26 protein-coding genes are annotated in these 24,686 nt (G+C 70.0%); 15 read left to right on the top strand and 11 right to left on the bottom strand.

Annotated features, from left to right (window positions below; all coding sequences use genetic code 11):
• Positions 1 to 35: 35 nt before the first annotated feature.
• Together mshD and OG611_RS06080 are read right to left on the bottom strand one after the other, a co-directional pair.
• Positions 36 to 959, bottom strand: coding sequence for a mycothiol synthase (mshD, locus tag OG611_RS06085; protein ID WP_266416293.1), 924 nt, complete (start codon positions 957 to 959; stop codon positions 36 to 38).
• A gap of 57 nt (positions 960 to 1,016) precedes the next feature.
• Positions 1,017 to 2,087 carry a YhcG family protein gene (locus tag OG611_RS06080; RefSeq protein ID WP_266416291.1) on the bottom strand — a complete coding sequence of 357 codons (1,071 nt, stop codon included), beginning with the start codon at positions 2,085 to 2,087 and terminating at the stop codon, positions 1,017 to 1,019.
• Between the two features lie 220 nt (positions 2,088 to 2,307).
• Between OG611_RS06080 and OG611_RS06075 the strand changes: the two genes are divergently transcribed.
• Entirely contained in the window at positions 2,308 to 4,152 is a 1,845-nt protein-coding gene (locus OG611_RS06075; protein ID WP_266416288.1) for a bifunctional UDP-sugar hydrolase/5'-nucleotidase, read from the top strand.
• A gap of 69 nt (positions 4,153 to 4,221) precedes the next feature.
• On the opposite strand, the gene OG611_RS06070 is transcribed toward OG611_RS06075, so the two are convergent.
• Positions 4,222 to 4,680: an ATP-binding protein gene (locus OG611_RS06070; RefSeq protein ID WP_266416286.1), complete on the bottom strand. Its 459-nt coding sequence runs from the start codon at positions 4,678 to 4,680 to the stop codon at positions 4,222 to 4,224.
• Between the two features lie 243 nt (positions 4,681 to 4,923).
• Between OG611_RS06070 and OG611_RS06065 the strand changes: the two genes are divergently transcribed.
• From OG611_RS06065 to OG611_RS06030, 8 genes are all read left to right on the top strand, one after another.
• Positions 4,924 to 5,775 (top strand): helix-turn-helix transcriptional regulator, encoded by an 852-nt coding sequence (locus OG611_RS06065; RefSeq protein WP_266416283.1) that lies wholly within the window; start codon positions 4,924 to 4,926, stop codon positions 5,773 to 5,775.
• A gap of 13 nt (positions 5,776 to 5,788) precedes the next feature.
• Positions 5,789 to 5,983, top strand: coding sequence for a DUF397 domain-containing protein (locus OG611_RS06060; RefSeq protein WP_266425566.1), 195 nt, complete (start codon positions 5,789 to 5,791; stop codon positions 5,981 to 5,983).
• 337 nt (positions 5,984 to 6,320) lie between these two features.
• Positions 6,321 to 6,701 carry a hypothetical protein gene (locus OG611_RS06055; protein ID WP_266416281.1) on the top strand — a complete coding sequence of 127 codons (381 nt, stop codon included), beginning with the start codon at positions 6,321 to 6,323 and terminating at the stop codon, positions 6,699 to 6,701.
• Positions 6,702 to 7,006: 305 nt separating this feature from the next.
• Positions 7,007 to 7,432 (top strand): DUF6507 family protein, encoded by a 426-nt coding sequence (locus tag OG611_RS06050; protein ID WP_266416279.1) that lies wholly within the window; start codon positions 7,007 to 7,009, stop codon positions 7,430 to 7,432.
• A complete protein-coding gene (locus tag OG611_RS06045) occupies positions 7,429 to 9,870 on the top strand; it encodes a YwqJ-related putative deaminase (RefSeq protein ID WP_266416277.1) in 2,442 nt (813 codons plus the stop codon). Before OG611_RS06050 ends, OG611_RS06045 begins: the two co-directional genes overlap by 4 nt.
• An 11-nt stretch (positions 9,871 to 9,881) precedes the next feature.
• A complete protein-coding gene (locus tag OG611_RS06040) occupies positions 9,882 to 10,241 on the top strand; it encodes a toxin-antitoxin system YwqK family antitoxin (protein WP_266416275.1) in 360 nt (119 codons plus the stop codon).
• Positions 10,242 to 10,528: 287 nt separating this feature from the next.
• Positions 10,529 to 10,789: a hypothetical protein gene (locus OG611_RS06035; RefSeq protein ID WP_266416273.1), complete on the top strand. Its 261-nt coding sequence runs from the start codon at positions 10,529 to 10,531 to the stop codon at positions 10,787 to 10,789.
• 213 nt (positions 10,790 to 11,002) lie between these two features.
• Positions 11,003 to 11,398, top strand: a complete 396-nt coding sequence (locus OG611_RS06030) for a GNAT family N-acetyltransferase (RefSeq protein WP_266416270.1) — start codon at positions 11,003 to 11,005, stop codon at positions 11,396 to 11,398.
• Here OG611_RS06030 and OG611_RS06025 read toward each other — a convergent pair whose 3' ends face one another.
• Both OG611_RS06025 and OG611_RS06020 read right to left on the bottom strand, forming a co-directional pair.
• The gene (locus OG611_RS06025) at positions 11,399 to 12,400 is read right to left on the bottom strand and encodes a hypothetical protein (protein ID WP_266416267.1); all 1,002 of its coding nucleotides are present in this window, start codon (positions 12,398 to 12,400) and stop codon (positions 11,399 to 11,401) included.
• Between the two features lie 104 nt (positions 12,401 to 12,504).
• Positions 12,505 to 12,960 (bottom strand): hypothetical protein, encoded by a 456-nt coding sequence (locus OG611_RS06020; protein ID WP_266416264.1) that lies wholly within the window; start codon positions 12,958 to 12,960, stop codon positions 12,505 to 12,507.
• A 298-nt stretch (positions 12,961 to 13,258) separates the two neighbouring features.
• On the opposite strand from OG611_RS06020, the gene OG611_RS06015 reads away from it, so the two are divergent.
• Complete coding sequence (locus tag OG611_RS06015) at positions 13,259 to 14,218, top strand: helix-turn-helix transcriptional regulator (RefSeq protein WP_266416262.1); 960 nt, start codon at positions 13,259 to 13,261, stop codon at positions 14,216 to 14,218.
• A gap of 144 nt (positions 14,219 to 14,362) precedes the next feature.
• Positions 14,363 to 15,256 (top strand): phosphatidylinositol-specific phospholipase C, encoded by an 894-nt coding sequence (locus tag OG611_RS06010; protein WP_266416260.1) that lies wholly within the window; start codon positions 14,363 to 14,365, stop codon positions 15,254 to 15,256.
• 10 nt (positions 15,257 to 15,266) lie between these two features.
• Here the strand turns inward: OG611_RS06010 and OG611_RS06005 are convergent, their stop codons facing one another.
• The 6 genes from OG611_RS06005 to OG611_RS05980 form a co-directional block, all read right to left on the bottom strand.
• The gene (locus tag OG611_RS06005; RefSeq protein ID WP_266416258.1) at positions 15,267 to 16,694 is read right to left on the bottom strand and encodes a HAMP domain-containing sensor histidine kinase; all 1,428 of its coding nucleotides are present in this window, start codon (positions 16,692 to 16,694) and stop codon (positions 15,267 to 15,269) included.
• Positions 16,691 to 17,422 (bottom strand): response regulator transcription factor, encoded by a 732-nt coding sequence (locus OG611_RS06000; protein ID WP_266416256.1) that lies wholly within the window; start codon positions 17,420 to 17,422, stop codon positions 16,691 to 16,693. Before OG611_RS06000 ends, OG611_RS06005 begins: the two co-directional genes overlap by 4 nt.
• 47 nt (positions 17,423 to 17,469) lie before the next feature.
• Entirely contained in the window at positions 17,470 to 17,637 is a 168-nt protein-coding gene (locus tag OG611_RS05995) for a hypothetical protein (protein WP_266416254.1), read from the bottom strand.
• A gap of 10 nt (positions 17,638 to 17,647) precedes the next feature.
• Positions 17,648 to 18,787: a S1C family serine protease gene (locus OG611_RS05990; RefSeq protein WP_266416252.1), complete on the bottom strand. Its 1,140-nt coding sequence runs from the start codon at positions 18,785 to 18,787 to the stop codon at positions 17,648 to 17,650.
• A gap of 105 nt (positions 18,788 to 18,892) precedes the next feature.
• The gene (locus OG611_RS05985) at positions 18,893 to 19,930 is read right to left on the bottom strand and encodes a LacI family DNA-binding transcriptional regulator (RefSeq protein ID WP_266416251.1); all 1,038 of its coding nucleotides are present in this window, start codon (positions 19,928 to 19,930) and stop codon (positions 18,893 to 18,895) included.
• A gap of 24 nt (positions 19,931 to 19,954) precedes the next feature.
• Positions 19,955 to 20,758 carry a response regulator transcription factor gene (locus tag OG611_RS05980; protein WP_266416250.1) on the bottom strand — a complete coding sequence of 268 codons (804 nt, stop codon included), beginning with the start codon at positions 20,756 to 20,758 and terminating at the stop codon, positions 19,955 to 19,957.
• 275 nt (positions 20,759 to 21,033) lie between these two features.
• Here OG611_RS05980 and OG611_RS05975 point away from each other — a divergent pair, with 275 nt between their 5' ends.
• From OG611_RS05975 to OG611_RS05960, 4 genes are all read left to right on the top strand, one after another.
• The gene (locus tag OG611_RS05975) at positions 21,034 to 21,930 is read left to right on the top strand and encodes a S9 family peptidase (protein WP_266416248.1); all 897 of its coding nucleotides are present in this window, start codon (positions 21,034 to 21,036) and stop codon (positions 21,928 to 21,930) included.
• Between the two features lie 41 nt (positions 21,931 to 21,971).
• Positions 21,972 to 22,226 (top strand): MoaD/ThiS family protein, encoded by a 255-nt coding sequence (locus tag OG611_RS05970; protein ID WP_124717298.1) that lies wholly within the window; start codon positions 21,972 to 21,974, stop codon positions 22,224 to 22,226.
• A gap of 10 nt (positions 22,227 to 22,236) precedes the next feature.
• Positions 22,237 to 23,664, top strand: a complete 1,428-nt coding sequence (locus OG611_RS05965) for a hypothetical protein (RefSeq protein WP_266416245.1) — start codon at positions 22,237 to 22,239, stop codon at positions 23,662 to 23,664.
• Between the two features lie 133 nt (positions 23,665 to 23,797).
• Positions 23,798 to 24,487 carry a DUF2993 domain-containing protein gene (locus OG611_RS05960; RefSeq protein WP_266416243.1) on the top strand — a complete coding sequence of 230 codons (690 nt, stop codon included), beginning with the start codon at positions 23,798 to 23,800 and terminating at the stop codon, positions 24,485 to 24,487.
• The last annotated feature ends 199 nt before the right edge of the window (positions 24,488 to 24,686 follow it).

The raw sequence follows: 24,686 nt of genomic DNA, 5'->3' as shown, positions 1-24,686 counted from the left end.
CGCCCCCGGGTGAGTTGTGCTTGTAGCCCCTTGCCTCAGGACTCCGTGCGGTACATCAGGTCCACCTCGTGCGTCACGAAGCCCATCCGCTCGTAGACGGCCAGCGCCGCCTTGTTGTCCGCGTCCACGTAGAGCATCGCGGTCGGCAGCCCCTGGGCGGCCAGATGGCGCAGCCCGATCGCGGTGAGCGCCTTGCCGAGTCCGCCGCCCTGCGCGTCGGGCAGGATGCCGACGACGTACACCTCACCGAGCTGCTCCTCGGCGTGCGTCTTCGTCCAGTGGAAGCCGATCAGCTCGCCGTCGCGCTCGGCCAGGAAGAACCCCTTCGGGTCGAACCACGGCTCCGCCTTGCGGTCGTCCAGGTCGCGCTGGGTCAGCGAACCCTGCTCCGGGTGGTGCGCGAAGGCGGCGCTGTTCACCGTGAGCCAGGCGGCGTCGTCCTCACCGGGCACGAAGGTGCGGACGGTGACGCCCGGCGGCAGCACCGGCTCACCGATGTCCAGCGGGGTCAACGGGCGGCGCAGCTGACGCAGTTCACGGAAGAGCGAGAGGCCGAGGACCTGTGCGAGATGCCGCGCCGCGGACTTTCCGCCGTGCGCCCACACCCGCAGCCGCTTCCCGGTCGCGGCGAGCAGCGCCGCGCCCAGCGCCCGCCCGTGTCCCTGCCCGCGGTACGCCGGATGCACGACCAGCTCGGCGGCCGGGGCCTCGACGGGGTCGGTGTCCTCCAGCTGCGCGTACCCGACCAGGACCGGGCCGCTGCTCAGCAGCAGATGCCGCACCCCCTCGCGCCGCCCGCCCCGCAGCTGCAGCCGCCCCTGCTCCGACACGGCCTGCCGGCCATCGGACCGGGCCGCCTCGGCGAGCAGATCGGATACGGCTTCCGCCTGCTCGGGGGAGAGTACTTCGAGCGTCCGGATCTCGCGTCCGGGGGCGGGGAGGGGTGTGTCAGTCGTCATGCCTACGAGCGTACGGGGCGGGGTGGGTGCCGGGGTGGTGTGCGGGTGCTTCGGGACTCAGGCCGTGGTCTGCGGCGTGTTCAGTACACCGTCGGCGATACGGGAGAGATCTTCGGCGCTGGGCAGCAGCTCGCGCACGCGGTCGGGCAGACCGGCGTAGGTGCTGACGGCCAGCGGCTGGTTGTGGCCGCGCAACGCGTACTCGACCATCGACCGGTCGCGGCTCTCGGCGATGAGAATGCCGATGGTGGGCCCGTCGAACTCCTTGTCCCGCACCAGATCGTCGACCACGGACACATAGAACCCGAGCTGCCCGAAGTGCTCGGGGTGAGCTTTTCGGGTCTTCAGTTCCATCACGACGTAGCAGTGCAGCTTGCAGTGGTAGAAGAGCAGGTCGATGCGGTATTCGCTGTCACCCACGACCACGGGGTACTGCCGCCCCACGAAGGCGAAGCCCACGCCCAGCTCGGTGAGGAACCTGATGAGGTGGGCCACGAGGGCGTCCTCCAGGTCCCGCTCCGTGTGCCTGCCACCCAGTTCGGTGAAGTCGAGCCGGTACGGGTCCTTGATGATCTCCTTCGCGGCCTCGGACCGTTCGGGGATGACGGCGTCGAAGTTGTTGAGCGCGGCGGCGTGGGAGAGGTGCAGGGCGTGATGGATCGCCGAGGTCAGATCGTCCCGGGACCAGCCGTTGCGGACTGCGTGCTGGGCGTAGAAGTTCAGTTCAGGGCGGGTTTTGCAGGCGGTCATGAGGGTGACGATGTGGCCCCATGGCAATTGCGCAACAGCCTGTTGCGCAAATCGTTCGGGCCATGTTCGAGCCATCTGCTGCATGTACTGAAGGCTCCGCGTGCTGAATCCCCGTTGGGTCGGGAACTCCGCCTTCAACTCGGCGGCAATGCGGGCGATGACCTTGGCGCCCCACTTCTCCTCCCGCTGTCGCGTCAGGATCGTCCGCCCGATCTCCCAGTACATCTGGAGCATCTCGGTGTTGACCTTCAGCTGGGCCCGCACATGCGCGCCCCGCACGATCGACTTCAGGTCGTCGATCATCTCGTGGAAGCCCGGTGGTAGTTCGGACGCCCGCTGGGCAGGTACGACGGCCTTGGATTCCGGTTCGTTGTCCATGGCGTACAGGCTTGCGTCGTACATGCATGCCGGGACGTTTCTGCCCGCATATGTGAGCCATACGAGTGACCTGTGGCTGTTTGGGTCCATACCCACCGCATGGCAACCAGTTCGTAACTCGGGATACCTGTCGCGCTACGCGCGTTGACCCTAGGCTGCGCACGAAGTCTCCAGACTCGTCACCACTTTCGAACCTCCCGCTGAACTCACAAGGGGACCGATGTCAGCGACACCGCAGAAGAACCGCGCGCCCCGGCGGGTGCTCGCCGCGGCGGCTGGGCTCGCCACCGTCGGCGCGCTTGTCGCCGCGATGCCGGCCGGCGCCCAGGACCGCCACGGCCATGGACACGGGCACGGGCACCACAAGCCGGGCCGTACCGTCGACGTACAGCTGCTGTCCTTCAACGACCTGCACGGGAACCTGGAGCCGCCGGACGGCACGGCGGGCAAGGTCTTCGAGACGCAGCCCGACGGCTCGCCCAAGGAGATTCCGGCCGGTGGCATCGAGTACCTCGCGACCTCGCTGCGCACCGCGCGCAAGGGCCACCCGTACTCGATCACCGCGGCCGGTGGTGACATGGTGGGCGCGAGCCCGCTGCTGTCCGGCCTCTTCCACGACGAGCCGACCATCGAGGCGCTCAACAAGATCGACCTCGATGTGACGAGCGTCGGCAACCACGAGTTCGACGAGGGCGCCACCGAGCTGGCCCGCCTCCAGAACGGCGGCTGCCACCCGGTCGAGGGGTGCTACGAGAAGAACAAGAAGTTCAAGGGCGCCGACTTCCCCTACCTCGCCGCCAACGTGACGAGCGAGAAGACCGGCAAGCCGATCCTCAAGCCGTACACGGTGTGGAAGAAGGACGGCGTCAGGATCGGCTTCATCGGGGTGACCCTGGAGGGCACGCCGAACGTGGTCACGGCCAACGGCGTCAAGGGCCTGAAGTTCCACGACGAGATCGAGACGATCAACAAGTACGCCAAGGAGCTGGACCGGCAGGGCGTCAAGTCCATCGTCGCGCTGATCCACGAGGGCGGGGCCCCGGCCTCCAGCTCGTACAACTACGACTGCGACAGCTCCGGCGCCGGTGACGGCATCTCCGGGCCGATCACCGACATCGCCAAGGGCATCACGCCCAAGGTCGACGCCCTGGTCACGGGCCACACCCACCAGGCGTACGTGTGCACGATCCCGGACCCGGCGGGCAACCCGCGCCTGGTCACCTCGGCGTCGTCGTTCGGCAAGGTCTACACGGACACGACCCTCACCTACGACCGCCGCACCAAGGACATCGTCCGTACGTCGGTGGAGTCGGCCGGTGCCTCGAACCCGAAGTCGGCGAACCACATCGTCAGCCGGGACCAGCGCAGGGCCTCCGACATGGAGTCCCTGATCGCCCGCTGGAACGCCCTCGCGGCGCCCATCGCGAACAAGCCGCAGGGCTACATCTCCGCCGACATCGTCGGCCGCGGCTCCAAGGCCCTTGAGAAGCCGCTCGGTGACGTGATCGCCGACGCCCAGCTGGAGGGCCTGGCCCCGGCGGACAAGGGCGGGGCGGTCGTCGCCCTCATGAACCCGGGCGGTATCCGCGCGGACCTGGTGTACGCGTCGCCCGACGGCAAGTCCGACGGGGTGGTGACGTACGGGGAGTCCTTCACCGTGCAGCCCTTCACCAACATGATGAACGTCGTCGACCTGACCGGCGCCCAGCTGGTCGAGACGCTCCAGCAGCAGGTCAGCGGTTCCAACGAGGCCAGCCCGAAGATCCTCCAGGTCTCGAAGGGCCTCACCTACACCCTGGACATGACGAAGACCGGCGCGGCCCGCGTGGTCACCGACACGATCAAGCTGAACGGCGAGGCGATCGACCCCGCCAAGAGCTACCGCGTCGCGATTAACGAGTTCCTGGCAGGCGGCGGCGACGGCTTCGCGGCCCTCGGCCAGGGCACGAACAAGCTGGTCGGCCCGTCCGACCTGGACGTCTTCAACGCCTACCTGGCGGCCCACTCCTCGGCCGCCGCACCGCTGGCCCCGCCGGCGACGGACCGGATCACGGTCATCCATTAACTCCCGTACGCGGGTGAGCGGGGCGGTGGGCCGGCGGGCCCACCGCCCTTCCGCGTTTCCACGGCCCGTTCAGGGCGCCGAACCGGCCCGCGAGAGCGTGAACCAGACCGCCTTCCGGTACGGGAAGCAGCCACCCAGCACGGTCATCCCCCAGGTGAACGCCAGCCGCTCCACGAGCAACAGCCCACGCCCGCCCTCCTGTTCACTCACCTCGCGGAAGGCCGGTGGCTCGGGCAGGGCCCAGTGCTCGTCGTCCGCTACGGAGACGGTGACCAGTTTGCGCTGGATGGTCACGCGGACCCGGATCAGGGACGTACGCGTGTGACGGTGGGCGTTGGTGACCACCTCCGTGACGCACAGACGCGCGTCGTCGACCAACCCGCAGTGTCTGCTGACGGTCAGCAGCGACGCGATGAAGTCACGCGAGAGCTTCGCGGCGCTGGACGTGTTCGGCAGGGCGAGCTGATAGATCTCGCCGCACTGTGGGCCCGGTGGCGTGGAGTATGCGGTGGCGTGGACGTGGGTCATGTCGTTCTCCCAACGCGGTGCGGTGCGAACGGGTGCGTCGCTTGCCGTCCGTGGCAATGGCCGTACGCAGACGCGGGTCAACATGCGTGTGTACGGCTGCACTTCGGGTCTACCGGCGTGCGGCGCGGTGTGTGGCGACCATAGCTGATGCGCCTCACGCGTTGGACGCATCTGTGTAATGTCATGAACGATGTGCGCCTCGATGGGTAACGGGCCACACTGACCCGGGGAGAGGAGAGATCGATGCCATCAAGGAAGGCGCCCACGGCGCGCCAGCGCCGACTGGGTGCTGAGATGCGCAAGATGCGTGAGCGCACGGGGCTTTCGCTCACGGAAGCGGGTGCGATGCTCAGCACGGACCGCACCACGGTGAGCAACATCGAATCCGGGCGGTTCGGTGTCAGCACCGAGCGGGTTCGTGCATGGGCCGAGCACTACGGGTGCTCCGACGAGGCATACATCGATGCGCTCGCGGAGATGGCGCGAGAGCGCATAAACGGCTGGTGGGAGGATTATCGGGGCGAGCTCACCAGCGACGCCCTCGACCTGGCCGAGTTGGAGCACCACGCCGCTGGCCTGCGCTCGGTCGAGATCATGCACATTCCTGGGCTGCTCCAGACCGAGGACTACGCGAGGGCCGTGTTCGCGGAGGCCGTCCCGCCGCTCAGCCCGACGCATCAACGGCGCTTGCTTTCCCATCGGCTGAAGCGCCGGGACGTGCTCGATCGGGTGGATCAGCCCCGGTGTGTGTTCCTGGTCCACGAGGCGGCACTGCGGATGGTCTACGGCGGCTCCGCCATTGCGCGCAGTCAACTCGACTATCTGCTGCTGCAGTCGGAGCGGGAAAACGTCGTCATCCGCGCGATCCCCTTCGCGGCGGGCGGTTTCCCGCACGCCAACAGTTCGGCACAATACCTCTACGGTCCCGTGCCACAGCTCGACACCGCGCAGACGGACACTGCGACCGGATCGGGGTTCCTGGACGCTGAAACAAGCCTTGAGAACTGGCGGGTTGCTCTGAGTCGGACCGAAGAGCGTTCCCTCGACCCGGAGAAGACACGGGACTTCATTCGTACCATCGCACTACAAGTATGAAGGCGTGAGAACAATAGAAATCCAGTGGCGAAAGTCGTCGAAGTCATCGAATGCCGATGGCAATAACTGCCTTGAGCTGGCCGAGTACGGTGGCGAGATCCTGATGCGCGAGAGTGACAACCCGGGCGTGGTCATCCGTACGACCCGTGCCAAGCTCCGTGCCTTCCTCGGTGGCGCCAAGGAAGGCGAGTTCGACGATCTGGCCTGATCTCTAGCGCTCTTGCTTCGGGCGGTTCCCATCGGCGCAGGTGGGGGCCGCCCTTGGCGTATCCGGGTGGCTTGGATTAGACGGTCGAGCTGCACACGTCGACTATCTGCACCTCACGCGTTAGACGTCAAACGCTTGAAACGGGATCGCTTAAAACGCTAGCTTCGGGTGGTGCCTCCAGTCGGCTCGGCTCCTCGGTGAGTCATGCCCGGAGTGCCCAACTCTGTTCAATTATGCGCCAGTTGAACGGGGTTCCCGAAGGGTCGTCCCGCGCCTGCCGCTCGTCACGCCGGCCGCAGGTGCGGGGCGGTCCCGATGTGGCGCCAGGAGGAATTCCGTGCGCGAGCAACAACCCGTACCCTCCGCAACGCGCGTGTTCTGGTGCGAGCGGGTCACCTACCGCACGATGGAGGCGGACGAGATCGCCGAGGTGTCCCGGCACATGTCCCTCGACCCCGCCGAGGCCGTCCGCTTCATCCGGCTGAACGTGCGGGCGCTGGCCGCTGATCTGCCGCCCATGGAGCGGCATCGGGCGCTGAGTTGGGTCGACGGCGGCGGATGCGTCGGCGCCATCGGCTCCCTCCATCGCGGCGAACCCTGCGGCTTCTCGCTGAGTCACCGGGGCGCCTGGATCGAGTGGACCGTGCGCCCTCAACTCTCCTTCCATGTCTACGGTGCGGCCGACGTGGCACCGCCCACGCCTTGCGAGGGATGTTGACCGGTCGGGCGCTTCTCCACGGCGACGGATGGGAGCGCCCCTGTGTGCGACTGGTCGGTGGATGTCCCGCCGTACCGCGAGGCGACTTCGACGTCGATAGCGCCCCCATCCTTGACTGCAAACGCCTCCTCGCCACCGATCAGAGCCAGCCTCGCTGCGTTGTGCCACGTCATAAGCGAGCCAGCGTTGGCCGATTGCTGATTGCATCAGCGATGTTCGAGTTGGTGGAGAAGAGCGTGCGAACGGTTGTTCAAACCTCCGGAAGTCCCTGACGTCGAGGGCAACCGGCACGAGGGGGGCTCTTCATGGTGGCGTGGGACATCAGGCCGCAGGGTGTGCAGGGGCAGTTGAGGGTTGTCGGTGTGCATGCCGGTGATCTGGAGAAGGCTCTGACGGCTTTGATGGCGACGGTGTCGGAGGCGGCTCAGGCGGCGGGTACGGCGGTGCCGGGAGCGCAGGCGGTCACGCACCTTCAGGGTCCGGTGGCTGCGGGTCAGGCGCCGTTGTCCCGTCAGGCGATGGGGCCGGTGGCCGCGGCGCTGGGTGAGTATCTGGGTGAGCGCAAGAAGGACCTGAAGGCGGCGGCCGAGCGGATCGAGGCGTCCGTGCTGGGTGCGGTCGAGGCGACCAACGCGTACTGCGAGGGTGATCTGGAGACGGCCAGGCACGCGCAGGACGCGGCGAAGGCCGTGCGCCTGGACGTCCTCAAGGGCATGCAGGGGCACCGGTGAGTGACACCGAGCCGGTCGACCCGGTGGGGATACCGGTCTTCACCGGTGACCTGGCCCTGCTCGACACGAAGGTGACGACTCTGTCGGGCCACGGGGCCGCGATCGCGACGGCTGCCGGTGATGTGCACAGCAGCTTCGGCGGGCTGAGCGCCTTCTACAAGGCGCCCGAGGCGGAGCAGTTGTTCGCGACGACCAGGCCGGTGGCGGAGACCGGGCTGTCTCTGAGTTCGGACCTGTGCGTCATCGCCGGTGCGCTCAGTACGTACTCGGACGATGCGTTCCCGCTGGTGGAGAAGCTCAGGGAGCTCAAGCGGGACGCGGTCGCCTTCCGGGTCAAGGCCGAAGGCGACGACAAGTGGCGCGAGGACGGTGACCTGGTCGAGGAGAACAACCGGCGCCGTGGCGAGATAGCCGAGGTCTGGACCGCCTTCCAGGAGGTGGAACGGACCTGTCACGCCAAGATCGTCGCCCTGGTCGGCGGCAAGGCGCTGAAGATCGATGACGGCTCCGGCAAGAAGGGCACCTACGGGTACGACGCCGAGGCCCTCAAACAGGCCAAGAGCCTGCCCTGGGGAGAGGCGGTCGAAGAGTCGACGCCCTGGTGGCAGGTCTGGGAGCACGCCTACGACTTCGGCAAGGGCTTCCTCGTCGACGGGGTCTGGGGCACTCTCAAGGGCCTGGGCACCCTGGTCGGCTTCGAGGGCGGGGACGCCGCGCAGGAGGCATGGACCGGTCTGGCCAAACTCGCCACCGGGCTCTCCCCCGCCGTGATGCTCGTCCTGCACGCCCTGCCCGGCGACCACTCCGCCTGGATACGCGACTCGCAGACCGCGGTGAAGGAGACCGGCAAGGCCCTGATCGCCTGGGACCAGTGGGGCAGCAACCCCTCCCGCGCCGCCGGAGCGGTCACCTTCAACGTCCTGACCACCGTCTTCACCGGCGGCTCCGGAGGCGCAGCAGCAGGCGCCGGCAAAGCCGGCCTGGCAGCCAAGGCCCTCTCCCTCACCAGCAAGACCGCCCGCGCCGTGGACCCCATGACCTACGTCTTCAAGGGCGCAGGCGTCGGGCTGAGGAGGATCGGCGACGTCATGGCCGGCCTCAAGGGCCTGGGCCACGTCGAGTTCCCGCCCCTCCCCGACCACGTCATCACCCTCCCCGAAGGCACCCTCGGACTCCCCGACGGCACGCTCCACCTCCCCGAAGGCGCCGCCGTCCCCGAAGGCGCGACCACCCTCCCCAACGGGACCGTCAAACTCCCCGACGGAGCCGTAGCACTACCCGAAGGGACGGTCAGATCCCCCTTCGACGAAGGCGCTCCGTACCTCGACCGCCACGGGAATCTCTACAACGAAGACGGCACCCTCGCCCAACACACCGACCAAGCCCACCAACAACCCCGTGCACAGGCCCCGGACCCCCTACGCGAACCGGCCCTGACCGGCGCAGGCGCCCATACCGGCGATGACGCCACCCGCCTCGGCAACGACCTGGGCGACCTCGGCCGGCCCCGAGCCGAGGCCCCAGGCGGTGGCGCGGGCAACCACTTGCCGGACAGCAACCCCCACCACGCACCCGGCGGCGGCACCGGCGACAACACACCCCACAACCACCTGGACAACAGTGGTCACAGCGACGTGCCAAGCCGAGACCACGGATCCGACAACCCAGCGGTTCCGCACCAGGGCGAACACGGGGAAGGCATGGGAACGGCCGCCCACGCCTCGCAGGCCCCGGAGGGATCGAGCGGGGTATCCGACCACACCGCCGGCTCGGCTTCCAGTCCGGAGGAAGCCCTCTCCCCCACCACACACGTGGGCGAGAGCGGAGCCGTTCCACCTCCTGGGCACGGCCAGAAGCTCATGGAGCAAATTGACGCTAATGGGCCTCGCGTGACCAAGACGGGCGGCGTCATCACCCACATCGACGGACGGCCTGTCGCCGACTACCTCGACGAACTGGCCCAGCAGCGAGGAGCCGCGTACCGAGATGCGCGAGACTCAGGCGCCTTCCCCAGGAAGCAGACGGGCGCATGCGTGGGGTCCGTGATGGACGTTCGGACAGGAACAATCATCGAAGGCATCAACGGCAAAAGGGAAGTCGTCATCAAGAAGGGCGACCTGCACCCCACCCTGAAGGACAGACTGGACAAGATCGGAGACCCTCCGCCGCACGAGGACGACCCGCTGGGCCATGCCGAGGTGAAGGCCGCCAACGAACTGCTCTGGATGCGCACGCGACAGGGCCTGCCGGACGGCGCCGCGGCTCTCGCCGAGATGCGAGCGGCCGTCGACTTTCCGTACCTCAAAGACGTCTCGACGGGCCTCCCAGGCAGGCGGGCGCCCTTCTGCGCGAACTGCAACCATATGTTGGAGGGGCTGCCCAGCCGCCACGGCAGGTTTACCGGCTTCCCGCCGAGTGATGAGAATTGGATTTCCTGATGAATTCTGTAGTGCGAATCGATGTCGATGCACCGGATGTCGACATGGACGATGCTCAGCGAGTGACCTATCGGGGAGAACCCTTCACTGGCGAAGTAGCCGAGTACCAGAGCGGACACCTGATCAGCCTGGACGAGCACACTGACGGGGTGCCGAACGGACTGTCCCGCGAGTGGTACCAGGACGGGACGCTTCGTTCCGAGGGGGTCGTCCGGGGCGGTCGCGCTCTGGGTGAATTCAAGGAGTGGCACCCCAACGGGGTTATGAAGTCCCGCAAGTTCTTCGACAGAGACGCCGCTTCTCTCCGCGAAGAGGAGACTTGGGACGAGCACGGCGTCCTGCTGACCTCGTGGCGCCGTGACGACAGCTGAACAGAGCGCAGTGGGGCTCCGCCGTCGCGCACTCGAAGGTCATTCGACGGCGGCGTGTTCACACCGGAAGGATTGCCTCGCCAGTACGCCCGTCGCTCGTTGGACCTGGGGACGCGACGACACTGCGGACGTACTCGTCCAGTGCATCCATGATTCGCTGGCCACTTATTCCGTCCTTTCCACACACCGACTCGCATGCAGCGAGCCAGAGATCCAGATCTCTGTCACAGAGTTGGGAAGATCGAACAGCTACCTTTTCCGGGGTGAGCTACCGACCGGGGAGGGGGGTGTCGACCGAGGTCTCCGAAATCCTTGCCCGGATTGTCGAGGCGGAGCTTCGCCCTGGCAGGATTGGTTCGGTGGACACTTCCGTTGAGTGCACCGGTCTCGTCTGGCTGCACGATGCTTACGAGCGCGGACTCAGTCCCATGGCGGCGCTGATCGAGTTCAGGAGCGTACCGGACGCTCCGGTGGCAGGGGTGCTGGTAGGGGAAGTGCCCCTGGAAGTGAGTGAATTCTGGGAGCTGCGCGAGCTGGCCTGCCAGTGAGCAAGTACCAGTGCGTCCGAGCTGTGGGGCAGACCGGGAGGAGCACTGCGATCGCCGCTACCCATCTCCGACGCCACCGCGCTGCGACGCCTCACGATCCCCGGCTCACACGACTCCGGTGCCCGCTCGGTGGGTCGGCGGGCCCACCGCCCTTCGCGTGCGTGGCCCGGACCGTCTTGCTGTACGGGAAGCCGCGGCACCTACGATCGAGGCGTGACCATCACGTACGAGTGGTGCGGCGACTTCGACAACGCCTCCCTCAACGCACTGCACGCCGAGGGCTTCGGTCACCCGGTCGCCGGGACCGACTGGCGGGCACAACTTGAGCGGCACAGCCTGGGCTGGGTCTGCGCGTGGGAGGACGGCGGCCTGATCGGGTTCGTCAACGTCGTCTGGGACGGCGGGGCCCATGCCTTCCTCCTGGACACGGTCGTCGCCGGGCACGGCCGGGGGAGAGGGGTCGGCGCCGCGCTCGTGGCGAAGGGCGCCGAGGAAGCCCGTGCCGCGCGGTGCGAGTGGCTGCACGTCGACTTCGAGGCGCACCTGCGTCCGTTCTACCTCGATGCCTGCGGCTTCGAGGAGACGGCGGCCGGGTTGATCGCCCTCTGATCACAAGGGCCGCGGGGCCCGGTCGTACCTGCGCATCAGGTCGGGGAGCCGTTCGGTCCCGGCGGCCTTGTGGGTGCGGACCTCCGCCAGCTCCTGCGGGTGTGCGGCGATGGCGGCGTTCTCGTACTCCGCCTCGACAGCGAAGTTCACCCCCAGCAGATTGGTCCGCAGCTTGCAGGCGATGTCGGCGGTCGCGACGGCGACCTCCGCTCGGCTCGGCCGGGCGCTCAGCAGGTTCCAGCGCGGGTCCTCGATCGCCGCGTCGGGGTCGCGGTAGGTGAACCCCTTGCCCCGCATGCAGGAGGACCACTTCCGGTTCACCGCCGCGACGCGGGGGTCGGAGCGCGAGCGGTCGAACGCCTCGCCGCGCAGCCGGGCGACCAGGTCGTAGCCCCGCTGGGCCTTTGCCGTTCGGTCCCCGTGCACGGTGCGCTCGGCCAGGCCGGCGCATCCGCCGTCGGGAACGTCCTTGTCCTGTACGGGTGTTGTCATCCTCCGTCCGTCGGGTGCACGGCCCGACAGCACTTCGCGTTCCGGGACCGAAAGGGCGGTGGAGACCTGTGGGGCACGGGTTCCGGAAGGCTCCTCGCCGAGGTGGTATCCGCGCCGTGCGGCGATGGTCCGCTCGCTGATTCCGTAGCGGCGCGACTCGTACTCACGCCAGGTCGCGACCGTGGTGCCGATGTAGTCCGACGACAGGTGGGGCAGGTAGCGGAAGCCGTAGCCGCGCATGCAGTGCTGCTGCACGCGGTAGACGAGGTACTCGCCGGTGGCCTGTTCCCCGGGTGTCGGCAGGTACACGTTCAGCGGCAGGCGGAGGCCCACCGTGGTGGTCGGTGCGGGCGTGGCGACGGGCGGTCGGACGGCCGGTGTGCCCGGCGGTCCGCCGCCGCAGGCGGAGACGAGGAACGGGGTGGCGAGTGCGGCGGCGGACAGTACGGCGAGCCATGCCGTACGGAGCCGGAACGCGGCCCGTTCCGTGTACACGCGTGGTGCTGTCACGATCAACTCCTCGTTCTGTCCGCTCTGGTGGCCGTCCGGCCGGGGTCGTCCGCCCCGCACTGCGTGTGAGGTGCGGGGCGGGCGGTTGTGCGGGGCGGGCCGGCTCAGGCGCAGCCGTCCACCCGGATCGAGGCGTTGTCGTTACGGAGGTCCTTCAGGTTCCCCGCGTGTCCGGCCCGGAGCCAGTTGGTGTTGCCGTGGAAGTCGGTCTTGGAGAAGACCGTGACGTGGCAGTTGGTGGTGTTGTTGCCCATGGAGGCCGCGTTGTCGCGCACCACCTGCCCGGCGCCGGCCGAGCCCGTGCCGTGGTTGGCGAACTTGTTCCCGGCGAGGTCTGCGTCGGACGTCCGGGTCGGTGTCCAGCTCGCATTGGTGAGGTTGGGGCTGTAGTAGAGGCACATATAGGTGCCGCAGGGCTGCCAGAACGACGGCCAGATGTCGACGTTCTCCGATGACGCACTGGCCGCCGGAGCGAGCCCGAGCGTGACGGCGCCGACCGCGGCCACGGCAGTGGCCGCCAGGGTCGTCCGCTTCAGGGAGAAGGTTCGTAACAGGTTCATCTGTGACTCCTGTGATTCCTGTGGTTCTCGTGCGTGCGGATGGACTGCCCGGACACTCGGCTCCCGCAGCCGCCTGGACGGCTGCGGGAGCCCACCCCCGTCGGTCCGGGCCCGGCCCGGTGCGAGCGGTTCGCACGGGGCCGAATTGGTGCTTCCGCCCGAGGAGGGCCGAGGCCACCCTCGAATGCGTTGCGTGTCCCATGGTCGGGACCGGGCCGGAGGACGGCGATCTATTCGGTTCTGGCCGAACCATGGGGCGACACCGGGAGCGGCCCGGCGCCGGAAAGAGGGGGGACGGATGCTCAGTGTGCGATTCACGCCCGAGGACCTGTTGGGGGTGACGTTCGCGACCGGGCCTGCGCCGCTGATGGAGCTGGTCCTGGTGGCCGCGATGGCTCAGCGGGAGGTCTCGCCGGTCTTCGGACGGTGGCAGCGCACGGTCCGGGCGGGCTTTCCGCGCGAGGCGCGCAGGCTGCTGGAGCTGGTGCCGCCGACGGCGACGGGGCCGATGTTCCTCGATCCGGTGAGCCGAGGACTGGAGGACGGCCTGGACGCGGTTCTGTCGGCCCCCACGGACACCGTCCGTGGCGAACTGGACAGGGTCTGCCGGACGAGCCGTCCGGTCACCCCGTGGCTTCGCGGGCTGGCGGACCGGGACACGGCCGTCTGGCAGGAGCTGGAGCAGTCGCTCCGGTCGGCGTACACGGGCCTCGTGGCCCCGTCCTGGAGCCGTATCCGGTCGGGCTTCGACGCCGAGCGCGCCTGGCGTACCCGGCAGCTCGCCGAACACGGGATGCGCGCGACGCTGGCCGGTCTCACCCCTGGTGGCCGCTGGCACGGGACGACCCTGGTCCTCGACTGCGCCAAGGAGGCCGAGGTCACCCTGACCGGACATGGCCTGGTGCTGCTGCCGTCCGCCGTGTGGGACGGCCCGCCCCTGATGGCTGTGCACGACGACGCCCCGAGCGTCTTCATCTACCCGGCGCTGACACCGCTGCCGCTGCTGGGCGCCCGCGACGGCGAGGACCATCCGCTGAACGCCCTGCTGGGACGGACCAGGGCCGCGGCTCTCGGCCTGCTCACCCAACAGCTCACCACCACGGACATCGCCCGGGAACTGGACATCAGCAAGTCGTCGGCCTCCGAACACGCGAAGGCGCTCCGGGACGCACGACTCATCGTCACCCAGCGCGAGGGCAAGGCGGTCTGGCACTCCTGCACCCCGCTGGGGCTGGACCTGCTCACGGGTTCGGCCTGAGCCCGCGAGGCGGCACCGCCTCCGTGACGCGGCACCGCCTCCGTGACGCGGCACCGCCTCCGCGACGCGGCGCTGTTCCCGAAGTGACGTGCACCCGCCATAATCTGACGGCTGACCCCCACGGCAGACGGAGGCAACCCCCGCATGAGCCCGTACACCGCCACTCGCCGGAACTTCCTGGCCGGCGCACTCGCCGCCACCGCCACCGTCCTGATCGGCGCGGGCCCCGCCGGTGCCGAGGCCCGCCAAGTCCGCACCACCCAGGACTGGATGGGCGCCATCCCCGACGCCACCGCGCTGCAACGCCTCACGATCCCCGGCTCGCACGACTCCGGCGCCCGCTACGGCGGCCCGTGGACCGAGTGCCAGAACACCACGATCGCCGAGCAGTTGAACAGCGGCATCCGCTTCCTCGACGTGCGGTGCCGGATCACCGGTGGCTCGTTCGCGATCCACCACGGGGCCTCGTATCAGAATCTGATGTTCGGCGATGTGCTGGGTGCCTGCTGGGACTTCCTGGCGGCCCACCCCACCGAGGCCGTGCTGATGCGGGTCAAGCAGGAGTACTCGGAGGAGAGCGACGCGGCGTTCCGAGCGGTCTTCGACGACTACCTCGACAACCGGGGCTGGCGGCCGCTGTTCCGTATCGATTCGGCACTGCCCTCGCTGGGTGAGGCGCGGGGCAAGGTCGTGCTGCTGGCCGACAACGGTGGGCTGCCCGGTGTCCGGTACGCCGACTCGGAGCTCTTCGACATCCAGGACGACTACATGGCGGAGCCGTTCGCCAAGTACCCGAAGATCGAGGCCCAGTTCCGCAAGGCCGCCCAGCAGCCCGGGAAGCTGTACATGAACTACGTCAGCACGGCCGCCCTGATGCCGCCGCGCTGGAACGCGGACCGGCTCAACCCGCAGGTGCAGTCGTTCCTGGACGGCTCGGAGGCAGCCGGCTGGACCGGCCTCGGCATCGTCCCGCTGGACTTTCCCGCCACCCGGTCGGGCCTGGTGGAGTCGCTGATCCGGCACAATCCAGGGGTCTGAGGCCCCGCGCTCACAGCCCCGGCGGCGGCTGCGGTGCTCCCGGCAGCCGGATCGAGGCGACCGTGCCCGGACCGTCCGCCGCCGGGCGCAGGGTGATCTCGCCGCCCGACTGCTGGACCGTGCGGGCGACGATCGACAGCCCCAGGCCCGAGCCGGGGAGCTGGCGGGCGGAGGGGGAGCGCCAGAAGCGTTCGAAGACGTGGGGGAGTTCGTCGGCGGGGATGCCGGGTCCCTGGTCCCGTACGGTCAGTTCGCCGTCGCGCAGGGCGATCTCGATCGTGCCGTGGGGCGGGCTGAACTTGACCGCGTTGTCCAGGACGTTGACCACCGCCCGTTCCAGCGCGGAGGGCTCGGCCCGTACGTACCAAGAGGTCAGGTCCGCCCTGATGGTCAGTTCGGGTCCGCGCAGCCGGGCGCGTTCCAGGGCCGTGTCCGCGATGTCGTGCAGCGCGACGACCTGGAGCGGGCCGGGGCCGGGGGCGTCGGGGCGGGCCAGTTCCTGGAGGTCGCCGATGAGCGAGGCCAGCTCGGTCATCTGTGCCTTGACCGACGTCATCAGGGCCCTGCGGTCGTCGGGCGGGATGGCGCGGCCGGTGTCGTCGCTGCGGGCGAGGAGCTCGATGTTGGTGCGCAGGGACGTCAGCGGCGTCCGCAGCTCGTGGCCCGCGTCCGCGATCAGCTGGGACTGGCGGTCGCGGGAGCTGGCCAGGGACTCGGTCATCGAGTTGAAGGAGCGGGACAGCCGGGCGATCTCGTCCTCGCCGTCGACCGGGATGCGGACGGTGAGGTCCTCGGTACGGGCGACGTGCTCGACGGCCTCGGTGAGCTCGTCGACAGGGCGCAGGCCGGTACGGGCCACCCAGAGACCGGCCGCGCCCGCGCCGACGGCGCCGATACCGGCGACGGCCAGGAGTACCCAGGCGAGGGTGGACAGCGGGTCGTCGATCTCGCTCATCGGACGGGCGACGGAGACCGCGAAGCTTCCCGGGACCAGGCCGGGCGCCGGGTTACGGGTCTCGTACGCGTATGTGTACACGCGCATCTTCTTGCCGCTCTTCGTGCTGGCCGTGTGCAGGGCGTTGTCCCGCACACCGGCGGCCACGGCGATGTCGGCGGCCGTCACGCCGATCGGCGAGGCCCCGGCGGAGGTGCAGGTGCTCCCGGACACGGTGACGAGCTGCACGGTGTACGTCCCTCCGACCGGCGGGACGGTCGCCCGGTCGGGGTGGGTGCATGCGACGAACAGCTGCTGCATGTAGACCTCGCTGACCGAGACATTGCGCAGCGAGGCATCCATCTGGTTCTCCAGCTGCACCTTCGTCACGAACCAGCAGGCCGCCGCGACCGCCGCCACCGCGACCGCCACCGCCGTCGCCACCAGCAGCGCGAGCCGTGAGCGCAGCGGCAGGGCGCGGAGCCGGTGCAGGGTGCCGGTCATCCGTCACCGCCGCCGGAGCGGAGCGCGTAGCCGACCCCCCGCACCGTGTGCACGAGGCGCGGTTCGCCGCCCGCCTCCGTCTTGCGGCGCAGGTACATCACGTACACGTCCAGGGAGTTGGAGCTCGGCTCGAAGTCGAAGCCCCACACCGCTTTCAGGATCTGCTCGCGGGTCAGCACCTGCCGCGGGTGGGCCAGGAACATCTCCAGGAGGGTGAACTCCGTGCGGGTCAGCTCGACCCGGCGGGCGCCCCGGGTGACCTCGCGGGTGGCGAGGTTCATCCGGAGGTCCGCGAAGGCCAGCACATCGTCGTCGGGGACGCCGCCGCCCGCCGCGGTCGCGTACGAGCTGCGGCGCAGCAGGGCCCGGATGCGGGCGAACAGCTCGTCCAGTTCGAAGGGCTTGACCAGGTAGTCGTCGGCGCCCGCGTCGAGACCGGTGACCCGGTCGCCGACGGTGTCGCGGGCGGTGAGCATCAGGATGGGGGTGGTGGTGCCCGTGGAGCGGAGCCGGCGGGCGGCGGTCAGGCCGTCCATCCGGGGCATCTGGATGTCGAGGACGATGAGGTCGGGGGCGTACGACTCGGCCCTGGCGAGGGCGTCGAGACCGTCGACGGCCACCTCGGTGCCGTAGCCCTCGAACGCGAGACTGCGTTGCAGGGCCTCGCGTACGGCGGGCTCGTCGTCGACGATCAGGATGCGCTGCGGATCGTCTTCGGCGGGGCTCATCGCTCGTTGTCCTCTTCTCGTTCCCGTACTGCTGTGCCTTCCGCCTCTCAGCCTCGCACGGCCATGGCGCGTCGTCGTGCGGCCCGGCGCCCGCGACCGGTGGTGGCACGGACCTCCGGGGCCCGGCGAGGCCCGTGCGCGGCCTGTTCCGTGACGAGGGCGAGGGGCAGAGCCAGGTCGGCCGGGCCGGTGGGGGTGTGGGCGGGGTGGTGCATGAGTGTCTCCTCAGGAATTGTTGCCGGCCCGCAGGGTGTCGAGGTCGGCCTTGAGCGTGTTCACCGGGATGGCGAAGCCGAGACCCACGCTGCCCGCGCTCGAACTGTCGGATCCGCCGGCCGAACTAGCCGAGTACATGGCGGAGTTGATGCCGATGATCTCGCCGTTCATATTGATGAGCGCGCCGCCGGAGTTGCCGGGGTTGAGCGAGGCGTCGGTCTGGATGGCCTTGTACGTGGTGGTGGAGTTGCCGGTGTCGCCGTTGAACTGCCGGCCGCCGAACTCGAACGGCCACTGCTCGCCGCCGCTCTGCCCGTTGCCGCCCTGCCCCTGGCCGCTGCCGTCCTCCTTGGCGACGGTGACATCGCGGTCGAGGGCGGAGACGATGCCGCTGGTGACGGTGCCGGTGAGGCCCTCGGGCGAGCCGATCGCGACGACCTGGTCGCCGACCGCGACCGCCGAGGAGTCGCCCAGCGTGGCCGTCTTCAGGCCGCTCGCACCCCGGAGCTTGATGAGCGCGAGGTCCTTGGCGGGGTCGGTGCCGACCACGTCGGCGGTGTACGTCCTGCCCGTGCTGAGCGACACCTTGATCGACGAGGCGCCGGAGATGACGTGGTTGTTGGTGACGATCTCGCCGTCGGAGGTGATGATCACGCCGGAGCCGGTGGATTCGCCCGCGGTCGAGGTCGCGTTGATCTCGACGATCATCGGCGAGACGGCCTTGGCGACACCGGCGACGGTGCCCTTGCTGCTCTGCGAGACGGTGGTGCCGGGGATGACACTGTCGGCCGCGCTGTTCGAGCCGTTGCCGGTGAGCTGCTCGATGACGGTGGCGGTGCCGCCGCCGACGATCGCCGCCGCGATCGCCACGGCCGCCAGCAGGGCGACCGGCCGCCTGGCCCGGTGCCGGGGCGCGGCCGGCTCCGGCGGCGCGGGCGGCGGGAAGGCGGGTCCGCTGCCGCCGTCGCCACCGTGCCCGTCGCCACCGTGCCCGTCGGCGCCGTTCCCGCCGGGCCACACGGTGGTTCCGGGGCCCGTCGCGATCGGCTGCGCGGGCCGGTATGACGGCGGCGGCGGGTAGGCCGCGTCGCCGTTGCCGTACGAGGGGTACATCGGGTACTCGCCGCTCGGGCGCTGGCTCTCTGTCATGCCTACGAGCGTGTCCGGCGAAGATGAGAGAAGCCTGAGCACGTCCTGAGAAGCCCGGCAGAACCTCGTATGCCCGATATAAGGAGTGGCGGCCCGAGGCCCGGCCTACCTGGCCGTCGGCTCCCCGCAGCCGCAGGAGCGCCGTACCACCAGCGCCGAGGGGAACTGCTTCAGCCGCTCCCGCCGCGACCCCGACACCCGCAGCGAGTCGTCGAGCACCAGGTCCACCGCGGCCCGTGCCATCGCCGGGCGGTCCGAGAAGACCGTCGTCAGCGGCGGATCGGTCAGACCGGCTTCCTTCACGTCGTCGAAGCCCGCCACCGCGAGCTCCCCGGGCACATCGATCCGCAGCTCGCGCGCGGCCCGCAGCACACCGATGGCCTGGTCGTCCGTCGAGCAGAAGATCGCCGGCGGCCGGTCCGGCCCGGCGAGCAGCTTCAGCGCCACCTGATAGGCGTCGTAACGGTTGTACGGGGCCTGGAAGAGCCGCCCCTCCGTCGAGCGTCCCGACTCGTGCATCGCCCGGCGCCAGCCCTCGACGTGGTCGGCGACCGGGTCACCGACCGCCGGGGTGGACTCCACGCCGCCGAGGCAGGCCACGTACTCGTTGCCGTGCTCCAGCAGATGCCGGGTGGCGAGCTGGGCCCCGCCGACGTCGTCGGTGACGACCGCGACGTCGTCGATCGCCTCCGGCCGCTCGTGCAGCAGCACGACCCGCGCGTCCCACGCCTCTATCTCGGCCGCCGCCCGCTCGCTGGGGCCCTGGCTGACCAGGATCAGGCCGGAGACCCGCATGCCGAGGAAGGCCCGCAGATAGTGGACCTCGCGCTCGTCGCGGTAGTCGGAGTTGCCGACGAGCACCATCTTCCCGCGCTCGGCGGCGGCCTGTTCGACCGCGTGCGCCATTTCCGCGAAGAACGGCTGCCGGGCGTCCGGCACGATCATCCCTATGAGATCGGTCCGCCGCGAGGCCATCGCCTGGGCAACCCGGTCCGGCCGGTAGCCCAGCTCCTTGATCGCGGCGAGTACCCGCTCGCGCGTGGCCGGGGCGACCGGCCTCGGTCCGTTGTTGATGACGTAGCTGACGACCGCGGTCGACGTCCCCGCCAGTCTCGCCACATCGTCCCGCGTCACCTTGGCCACGCGCGGCAGTCTACGCGGATATACCTACCTTCCGGCAGGCCGGACCGGGGCTTCTTCCGGCATCCCGGCAGCCCGTGACTGCTCCGAACGGGTTACGGGTTCGGCGGCCGCCCTCGCCGCGGCCCGGTCCTTCGCCTCCTCGGCCGCGCGCTCCACCTTCTCGGGTGCCACGAAGCGGTAGCCGACGTTGCGGACCGTGCCGATCAGCGACTCGTGTTCGGGGCCGAACTTGGCGCGCAGCCGCCGCACATGGACGTCGACCGTGCGCGTGCCGCCGAAGTAGTCGTAGCCCCAGACCTCCTGGAGCAGCTGGGCGCGGGTGAAGACCCGGCCCGGGTGCTGCGCCAGGTACTTGAGCAGTTCGAATTCCTTGAAGGTCAGGTCCAGGGCCCGGCCCTTCAGCTTCGCGCTGTACGTGGCCTCGTCGACCGAGAGGTCGCCGTTGCGGATCTCCATCGGGGAGTCGTCGGCGGTGTTCTGCTGCCGGCCGGTGGCCAGCCGCAGCCGGGCCTCGACCTCGGCCGGTCCCGCCGTGTCCAGCAGCACGTCGTCGATGCCCCAGTCGGCGGTGACGGCCGCGAGACCGCCCTCCGTCACGACGAGGATCAGCGGACAGCCCGGTCCGGTGGACCGCAGCAGCTGGCAGAGCGACCGCACCTGGGGGAGATCGCGGCGGCCGTCGATCAGGATGACGTCGGCACCGGGGGTGTCGACGAGAGCGGGGCCTTCGGCCGGCGCCACCCGCACGCTGTGAAGCAGGAGACCGAGGGCGGGAAGCACCTCCGTCGACGGTTGAAGGGCATTCGTCAGGAGCAGCAGTGAACTCATCGCCGCCCACCTGCCTGGGTCGTCGGTCGATGATCGTGCACGGTTCGCTCGCCCATTACGTCGGTCCTCCTCGTTCCCTGCGAGAGGGGCACTCCCGGGCCGGGCCCGGGGGAGTATGCGGCACTTCTTCGTACGTTTCGTGCTGGTCCCACGGGTGCGGCCCCGCGCCCTGGGACCGCTGAGCTTGTGGAAACGTCGCCGTAACAACGCCTGGAAAGCACAAAAGGACCCGGGGGCTGCTCTGCCCGGATCCTCTTCCCAGCACAATAGCCCACATGAGTTCTGTGTCCGAGGGGCGATTTCGGAGTTCCGCTGTTCCCTCGATCACGCCGGGTCCCCTGCGCACCACATTGCGTACCGATGACGGGGTGCGGATCGAGGCGGTGTACGAACCGTGTACGGCGGGTGCCGGGGTCGCTGCGGGGGCATCCTTCGACGGTACTGCGATCGTGCTCGCGCACGGTTTCACCGGCTCGGTGGACAGGCCCGCGGTGCGCCGTGCCGCCGGGGTGTTCGCCGGGCGTGCGGCCGTGGTCACGTTCTCGTTCCGGGGGCACGGCGGGTCCGGCGGGCGGTCGACGGTGGGCGACCGCGAGGTGCTGGATCTGGCGGCGGCGGTGGCGTGGGCGCGGGCGCTCGGACACCGCCGGGTGGTGACCGTCGGGTTCTCGATGGGCGGCTCCGTGGTGCTGCGGCACGGGGCGCTGTACGCGGCGCGGCCGGCGGACTGTGCGGAAGCCGGTGGCGTTGCGAAGCGCGAGGGGCGCACCGGGGCACGTACGGAGGCGCCCGCGGATGCGGTGGTGGCCGTGAGCGCCCCCGCCCGCTGGTACTACCGGGGCACGGCCCCGATGCGCCGCCTGCACTGGGTGGTCACCCGCCCCATGGGCCGGATGGTCGGCCGCTACGGCCTGCACACCCGGATCGACCGCAACGCTTGGGATCCGGTGCCGCTCTCGCCGGTCGAGGCCGCCGGGCTGATCGCCCCGGCGCCGCTGCTGATCGTGCACGGCGACCGGGACCCGTACTTCCCGCTGGACCACCCGCGCTCGCTGGCCGACGCGGCGGGCGACGGTGCCGAACTGTGGCTGGAGCGCGGCATGGGGCATGCGGAGAACGCCGCGGACGAGACCTTGCTCACCCGCATCGCCGACTGGGCGACGGCGCCGTGACCGATGATGGACAGCTGACGAGAGACGAGAGGAGTGGCGCCATGCCTGCGGGAACCATCCGCTACTGGGCCGCCGCCAAGGCCGCGGCCGGGACCGCGGAGGAGCCGTACACGGCTGCGACCCTCGCCGAGGCGCTCGACGCCGTGCGTGAACGGCACCCCGGAGAGCTCACCCGAGTGCTGCAAAGGTGCTCGTTCCTCATCGACGGTGACCCCGTGGGGACTCGCGGCCATGAGACCGTACGCCTTGCCGAGGGCGGCACGGTCGAGGTGCTCCCGCCGTTCGCAGGAGGATGAACCGCAGAACATGAGCAGCAACGATCAGCAGCATCCGTACGGACAGGACCCGCGTCACGGGTACGGTCCGGGCCACGACGACCCGTCGGACGGCCGGGAGCCGCAGGCACACGGCGACCAGTCGTACGGCGACCAGTCGTACGGTGCGCAGCCGTACGGTGCGCAGCCGTACGGAGGAGAGGCCTACGGCGCGCAGCCGTACGGTCAGCAGCCCTCATATCCGTCGTACGGATCCCCGCAGCAGGCGCAGGGCGCGTACGACCAGAACCAGGGGCCCCAGGCACCTCAGGCACCGCAGGCGGGCCCCGGGCAGGCCTGGCCGGGTGGTTACGCTCAGGAGCCCGCCGCGCCCACGGCCCACGGTCCGCACGACCCCGCTGTCGCGCAGACGTGGGAGGGCCAGACCTGGGACACCCGGTACCAGCCGGTCATCCAGTCCGCCCAGCACGCGCAGCCGGCCCAGCCCGTGCAGCCCGTTCCGGCCGCCGCCGAGACCGCCTACCTGCCGCCCCATCTGTCGCCGCAGGGCGCCTCGGGCTCGTACCCGCTGCCGCCCGAGGCGCCGGTGGCACCTGCCGCCCCCGCCGCCGAGCCGGCCGGGCCCGCCCAAGGCGCCACGCCCCCCGACTCCGCGCACGACGCGGCCGGCTACAGCGCCCCCACCACCCTGGGCAACAGCCGCATCACCGACGCCCAGCGGGCCCGCGCCGAGGGCCGCTCGCCGATCATCGCGCCGGGCAAGCAGCCCGCCGCGATCACCGCCGGACTCGGGCTGCTGCTCGCCCTGGGCGCCGCGATCGGGCCGTACGCCCTGGCCGTACCGCTGGTGCTGCTCCAGGCCGTGACCGCGGCCGGCTGGTTCCGGCTCAACGGCATGTGGCCGGCCCGGCAGGGCATCGCGCTCGCGTTCGCGGGCGGCCTCGTCGCCGACATCGCGCTGCTCGCCGCGGGCCGGGAGAACGGACCGGCCGCCATCCTCGGCACCCTCGGCATCTGGGTGCTGCTCACCGTGGTCCTCCAGCTGCGCAGCCATGCGAGCGCCGACGAGCGGATGCAGGGGCTGATGGCCACCGTCGCGTCGGCCGCCCTCTCGGTCCTGGCCGCCGGACACCTCGCGGCGGTCCCGGACGCGGTGACGGTGGGCGCGGTGGCCGTCGCGGTCGCGGTGCTCGTCCGCGCGGTGCCGCTGCCCGGACCGGCCTCGGTCGTGGTGGCGCTGCTCGCCGCCGCCGGCGGCGGCGCCGTGGCCGGGACACTCACCGACCTGGGCACGAAGGGCGCGCTGCTCGGCCTCGCGGCGGGGGTCTGTGCGCTGATCGGGCTGCGGGTGGCGAGCTACGACTACCCGTCGCGCTTCGTCCACATGACCGCCGGTGTGGCGCTGCCGCTCACCGCAGCGGCGCCCGCCGTGTACCTGATCGGCCGCGCGATCTCGTAGCGCGGGACCGGACCGCCCCGGGAACCGAAGAGGGGTGCCCGCTCGTCGATCACCCGGGGCGCCGTGCACGTTCGGTGGACGTGCGGGGCGCCCGGGGGTCCGGCCGGATTGCAGGGTGGGGGAAAGAGCGGGCATGCGTGCACTGCGAATACTGCTGGTCATCGTGGTGGTCCTGGGCGGGATCTTCGTCGCCGTCGACCGGGCGGCGGTGTACTTCGCCGAGTCGGAGGCGGCCGGGCGGATCCGGATCACCGGTGCCACGATCGGCTCGACGGACGTCTCCATCAAAGGATTCCCGTTCCTGACACAGGTCGCCGGGGGCCGGTTCGACGAGGTCGATGTCGAGATCACCGGCATCGAGACCGCCACCAACGGCCGCAGGCTCCGGATCAGCAGGATGGACGCCGCGCTGCACGACGTGAAGCTGGCCGACGACTACGCCGGCGCCACCGCCGCCCGAGCCACGGGCACCGCCGTCATCTCGTACAAGGACCTCACCGAGGCCGCCAGCGACGGCGTCGCCGTCGAGTACGGCGGCAACAACAAGGTGAAGGTGACCGGCACGGTCGACATCCTCGGCCGCCCGATCTCGCGCAGCGTGCTCTCCACCGTCACCCTCGTCGACGGACACACCCTCCGGGTGCACGCGGACAAGGTGCCCGGTGCGGGCGTCCCCGGCCTGGAGGGGATGGTGCGCCAGAAGACCGACTTCGACCGGGAGGTCGGCGGCCTGCCGAGCGGTCTGAAGCTCCAGAGGATCCAGCCGACCGCCGACGGCCTGGAGATCTCGGTCACGGGTACGGACGTGCAGCTCGCGGGTTGAGGCAAGAGCCCGGACCGTGCCCCGCCCGCCGCATGCCTCGACGCCTGGACGCGCCACATATTGAGACGGCCGTGTCCGATCCGTAGATGGCTGATGCCCGCCGACGGCACGGGAGCGGTGCGGGGGGCGTCCCGATCCTCTTCCCATCTCGCATGACGGACGATCGCGTCTCAGGATTCGACACGGCGGTGACATGTCC

Origin of the sequence: Streptomyces sp. NBC_01363, from assembly GCF_026340595.1 — a bacterium.
Classification (GTDB): Bacteria; Actinomycetota; Actinomycetes; order Streptomycetales; family Streptomycetaceae; genus Streptomyces.
This window is presented reverse-complemented; position numbering and strand designations above follow the sequence as displayed.

Coding starts and splice junctions, on each gene's coding strand:
- OG611_RS06005 (WP_266416258.1), bottom strand. CDS start 16,694: ATGACCGGCACCCTGCACCGGCTCCGCGCCCTGCCGCTGCGCTCACGG.
- OG611_RS05980 (WP_266416250.1), bottom strand. CDS start 20,758: ATGAGTTCACTGCTGCTCCTGACGAATGCCCTTCAACCGTCGACGGAG.
- mshD (WP_266416293.1), bottom strand. CDS start 959: ATGACGACTGACACACCCCTCCCCGCCCCCGGACGCGAGATCCGGACG.
- OG611_RS05995 (WP_266416254.1), bottom strand. CDS start 17,637: ATGCACCACCCCGCCCACACCCCCACCGGCCCGGCCGACCTGGCTCTG.
- OG611_RS06070 (WP_266416286.1), bottom strand. CDS start 4,680: ATGACCCACGTCCACGCCACCGCATACTCCACGCCACCGGGCCCACAG.
- OG611_RS06020 (WP_266416264.1), bottom strand. CDS start 12,960: ATGAACCTGTTACGAACCTTCTCCCTGAAGCGGACGACCCTGGCGGCC.
- OG611_RS05990 (WP_266416252.1), bottom strand. CDS start 18,787: ATGACAGAGAGCCAGCGCCCGAGCGGCGAGTACCCGATGTACCCCTCG.
- OG611_RS06015 (WP_266416262.1), top strand. CDS start 13,259: ATGCTCAGTGTGCGATTCACGCCCGAGGACCTGTTGGGGGTGACGTTC.
- OG611_RS06010 (WP_266416260.1), top strand. CDS start 14,363: ATGAGCCCGTACACCGCCACTCGCCGGAACTTCCTGGCCGGCGCACTC.
- OG611_RS06075 (WP_266416288.1), top strand. CDS start 2,308: ATGTCAGCGACACCGCAGAAGAACCGCGCGCCCCGGCGGGTGCTCGCC.
- OG611_RS06000 (WP_266416256.1), bottom strand. CDS start 17,422: ATGAGCCCCGCCGAAGACGATCCGCAGCGCATCCTGATCGTCGACGAC.
- OG611_RS06065 (WP_266416283.1), top strand. CDS start 4,924: ATGCCATCAAGGAAGGCGCCCACGGCGCGCCAGCGCCGACTGGGTGCT.
- OG611_RS05960 (WP_266416243.1), top strand. CDS start 23,798: ATGCGTGCACTGCGAATACTGCTGGTCATCGTGGTGGTCCTGGGCGGG.
- OG611_RS05970 (WP_124717298.1), top strand. CDS start 21,972: ATGCCTGCGGGAACCATCCGCTACTGGGCCGCCGCCAAGGCCGCGGCC.
- OG611_RS06080 (WP_266416291.1), bottom strand. CDS start 2,087: ATGGACAACGAACCGGAATCCAAGGCCGTCGTACCTGCCCAGCGGGCG.
- OG611_RS05975 (WP_266416248.1), top strand. CDS start 21,034: ATGAGTTCTGTGTCCGAGGGGCGATTTCGGAGTTCCGCTGTTCCCTCG.
- OG611_RS06050 (WP_266416279.1), top strand. CDS start 7,007: ATGGTGGCGTGGGACATCAGGCCGCAGGGTGTGCAGGGGCAGTTGAGG.
- OG611_RS05965 (WP_266416245.1), top strand. CDS start 22,237: ATGAGCAGCAACGATCAGCAGCATCCGTACGGACAGGACCCGCGTCAC.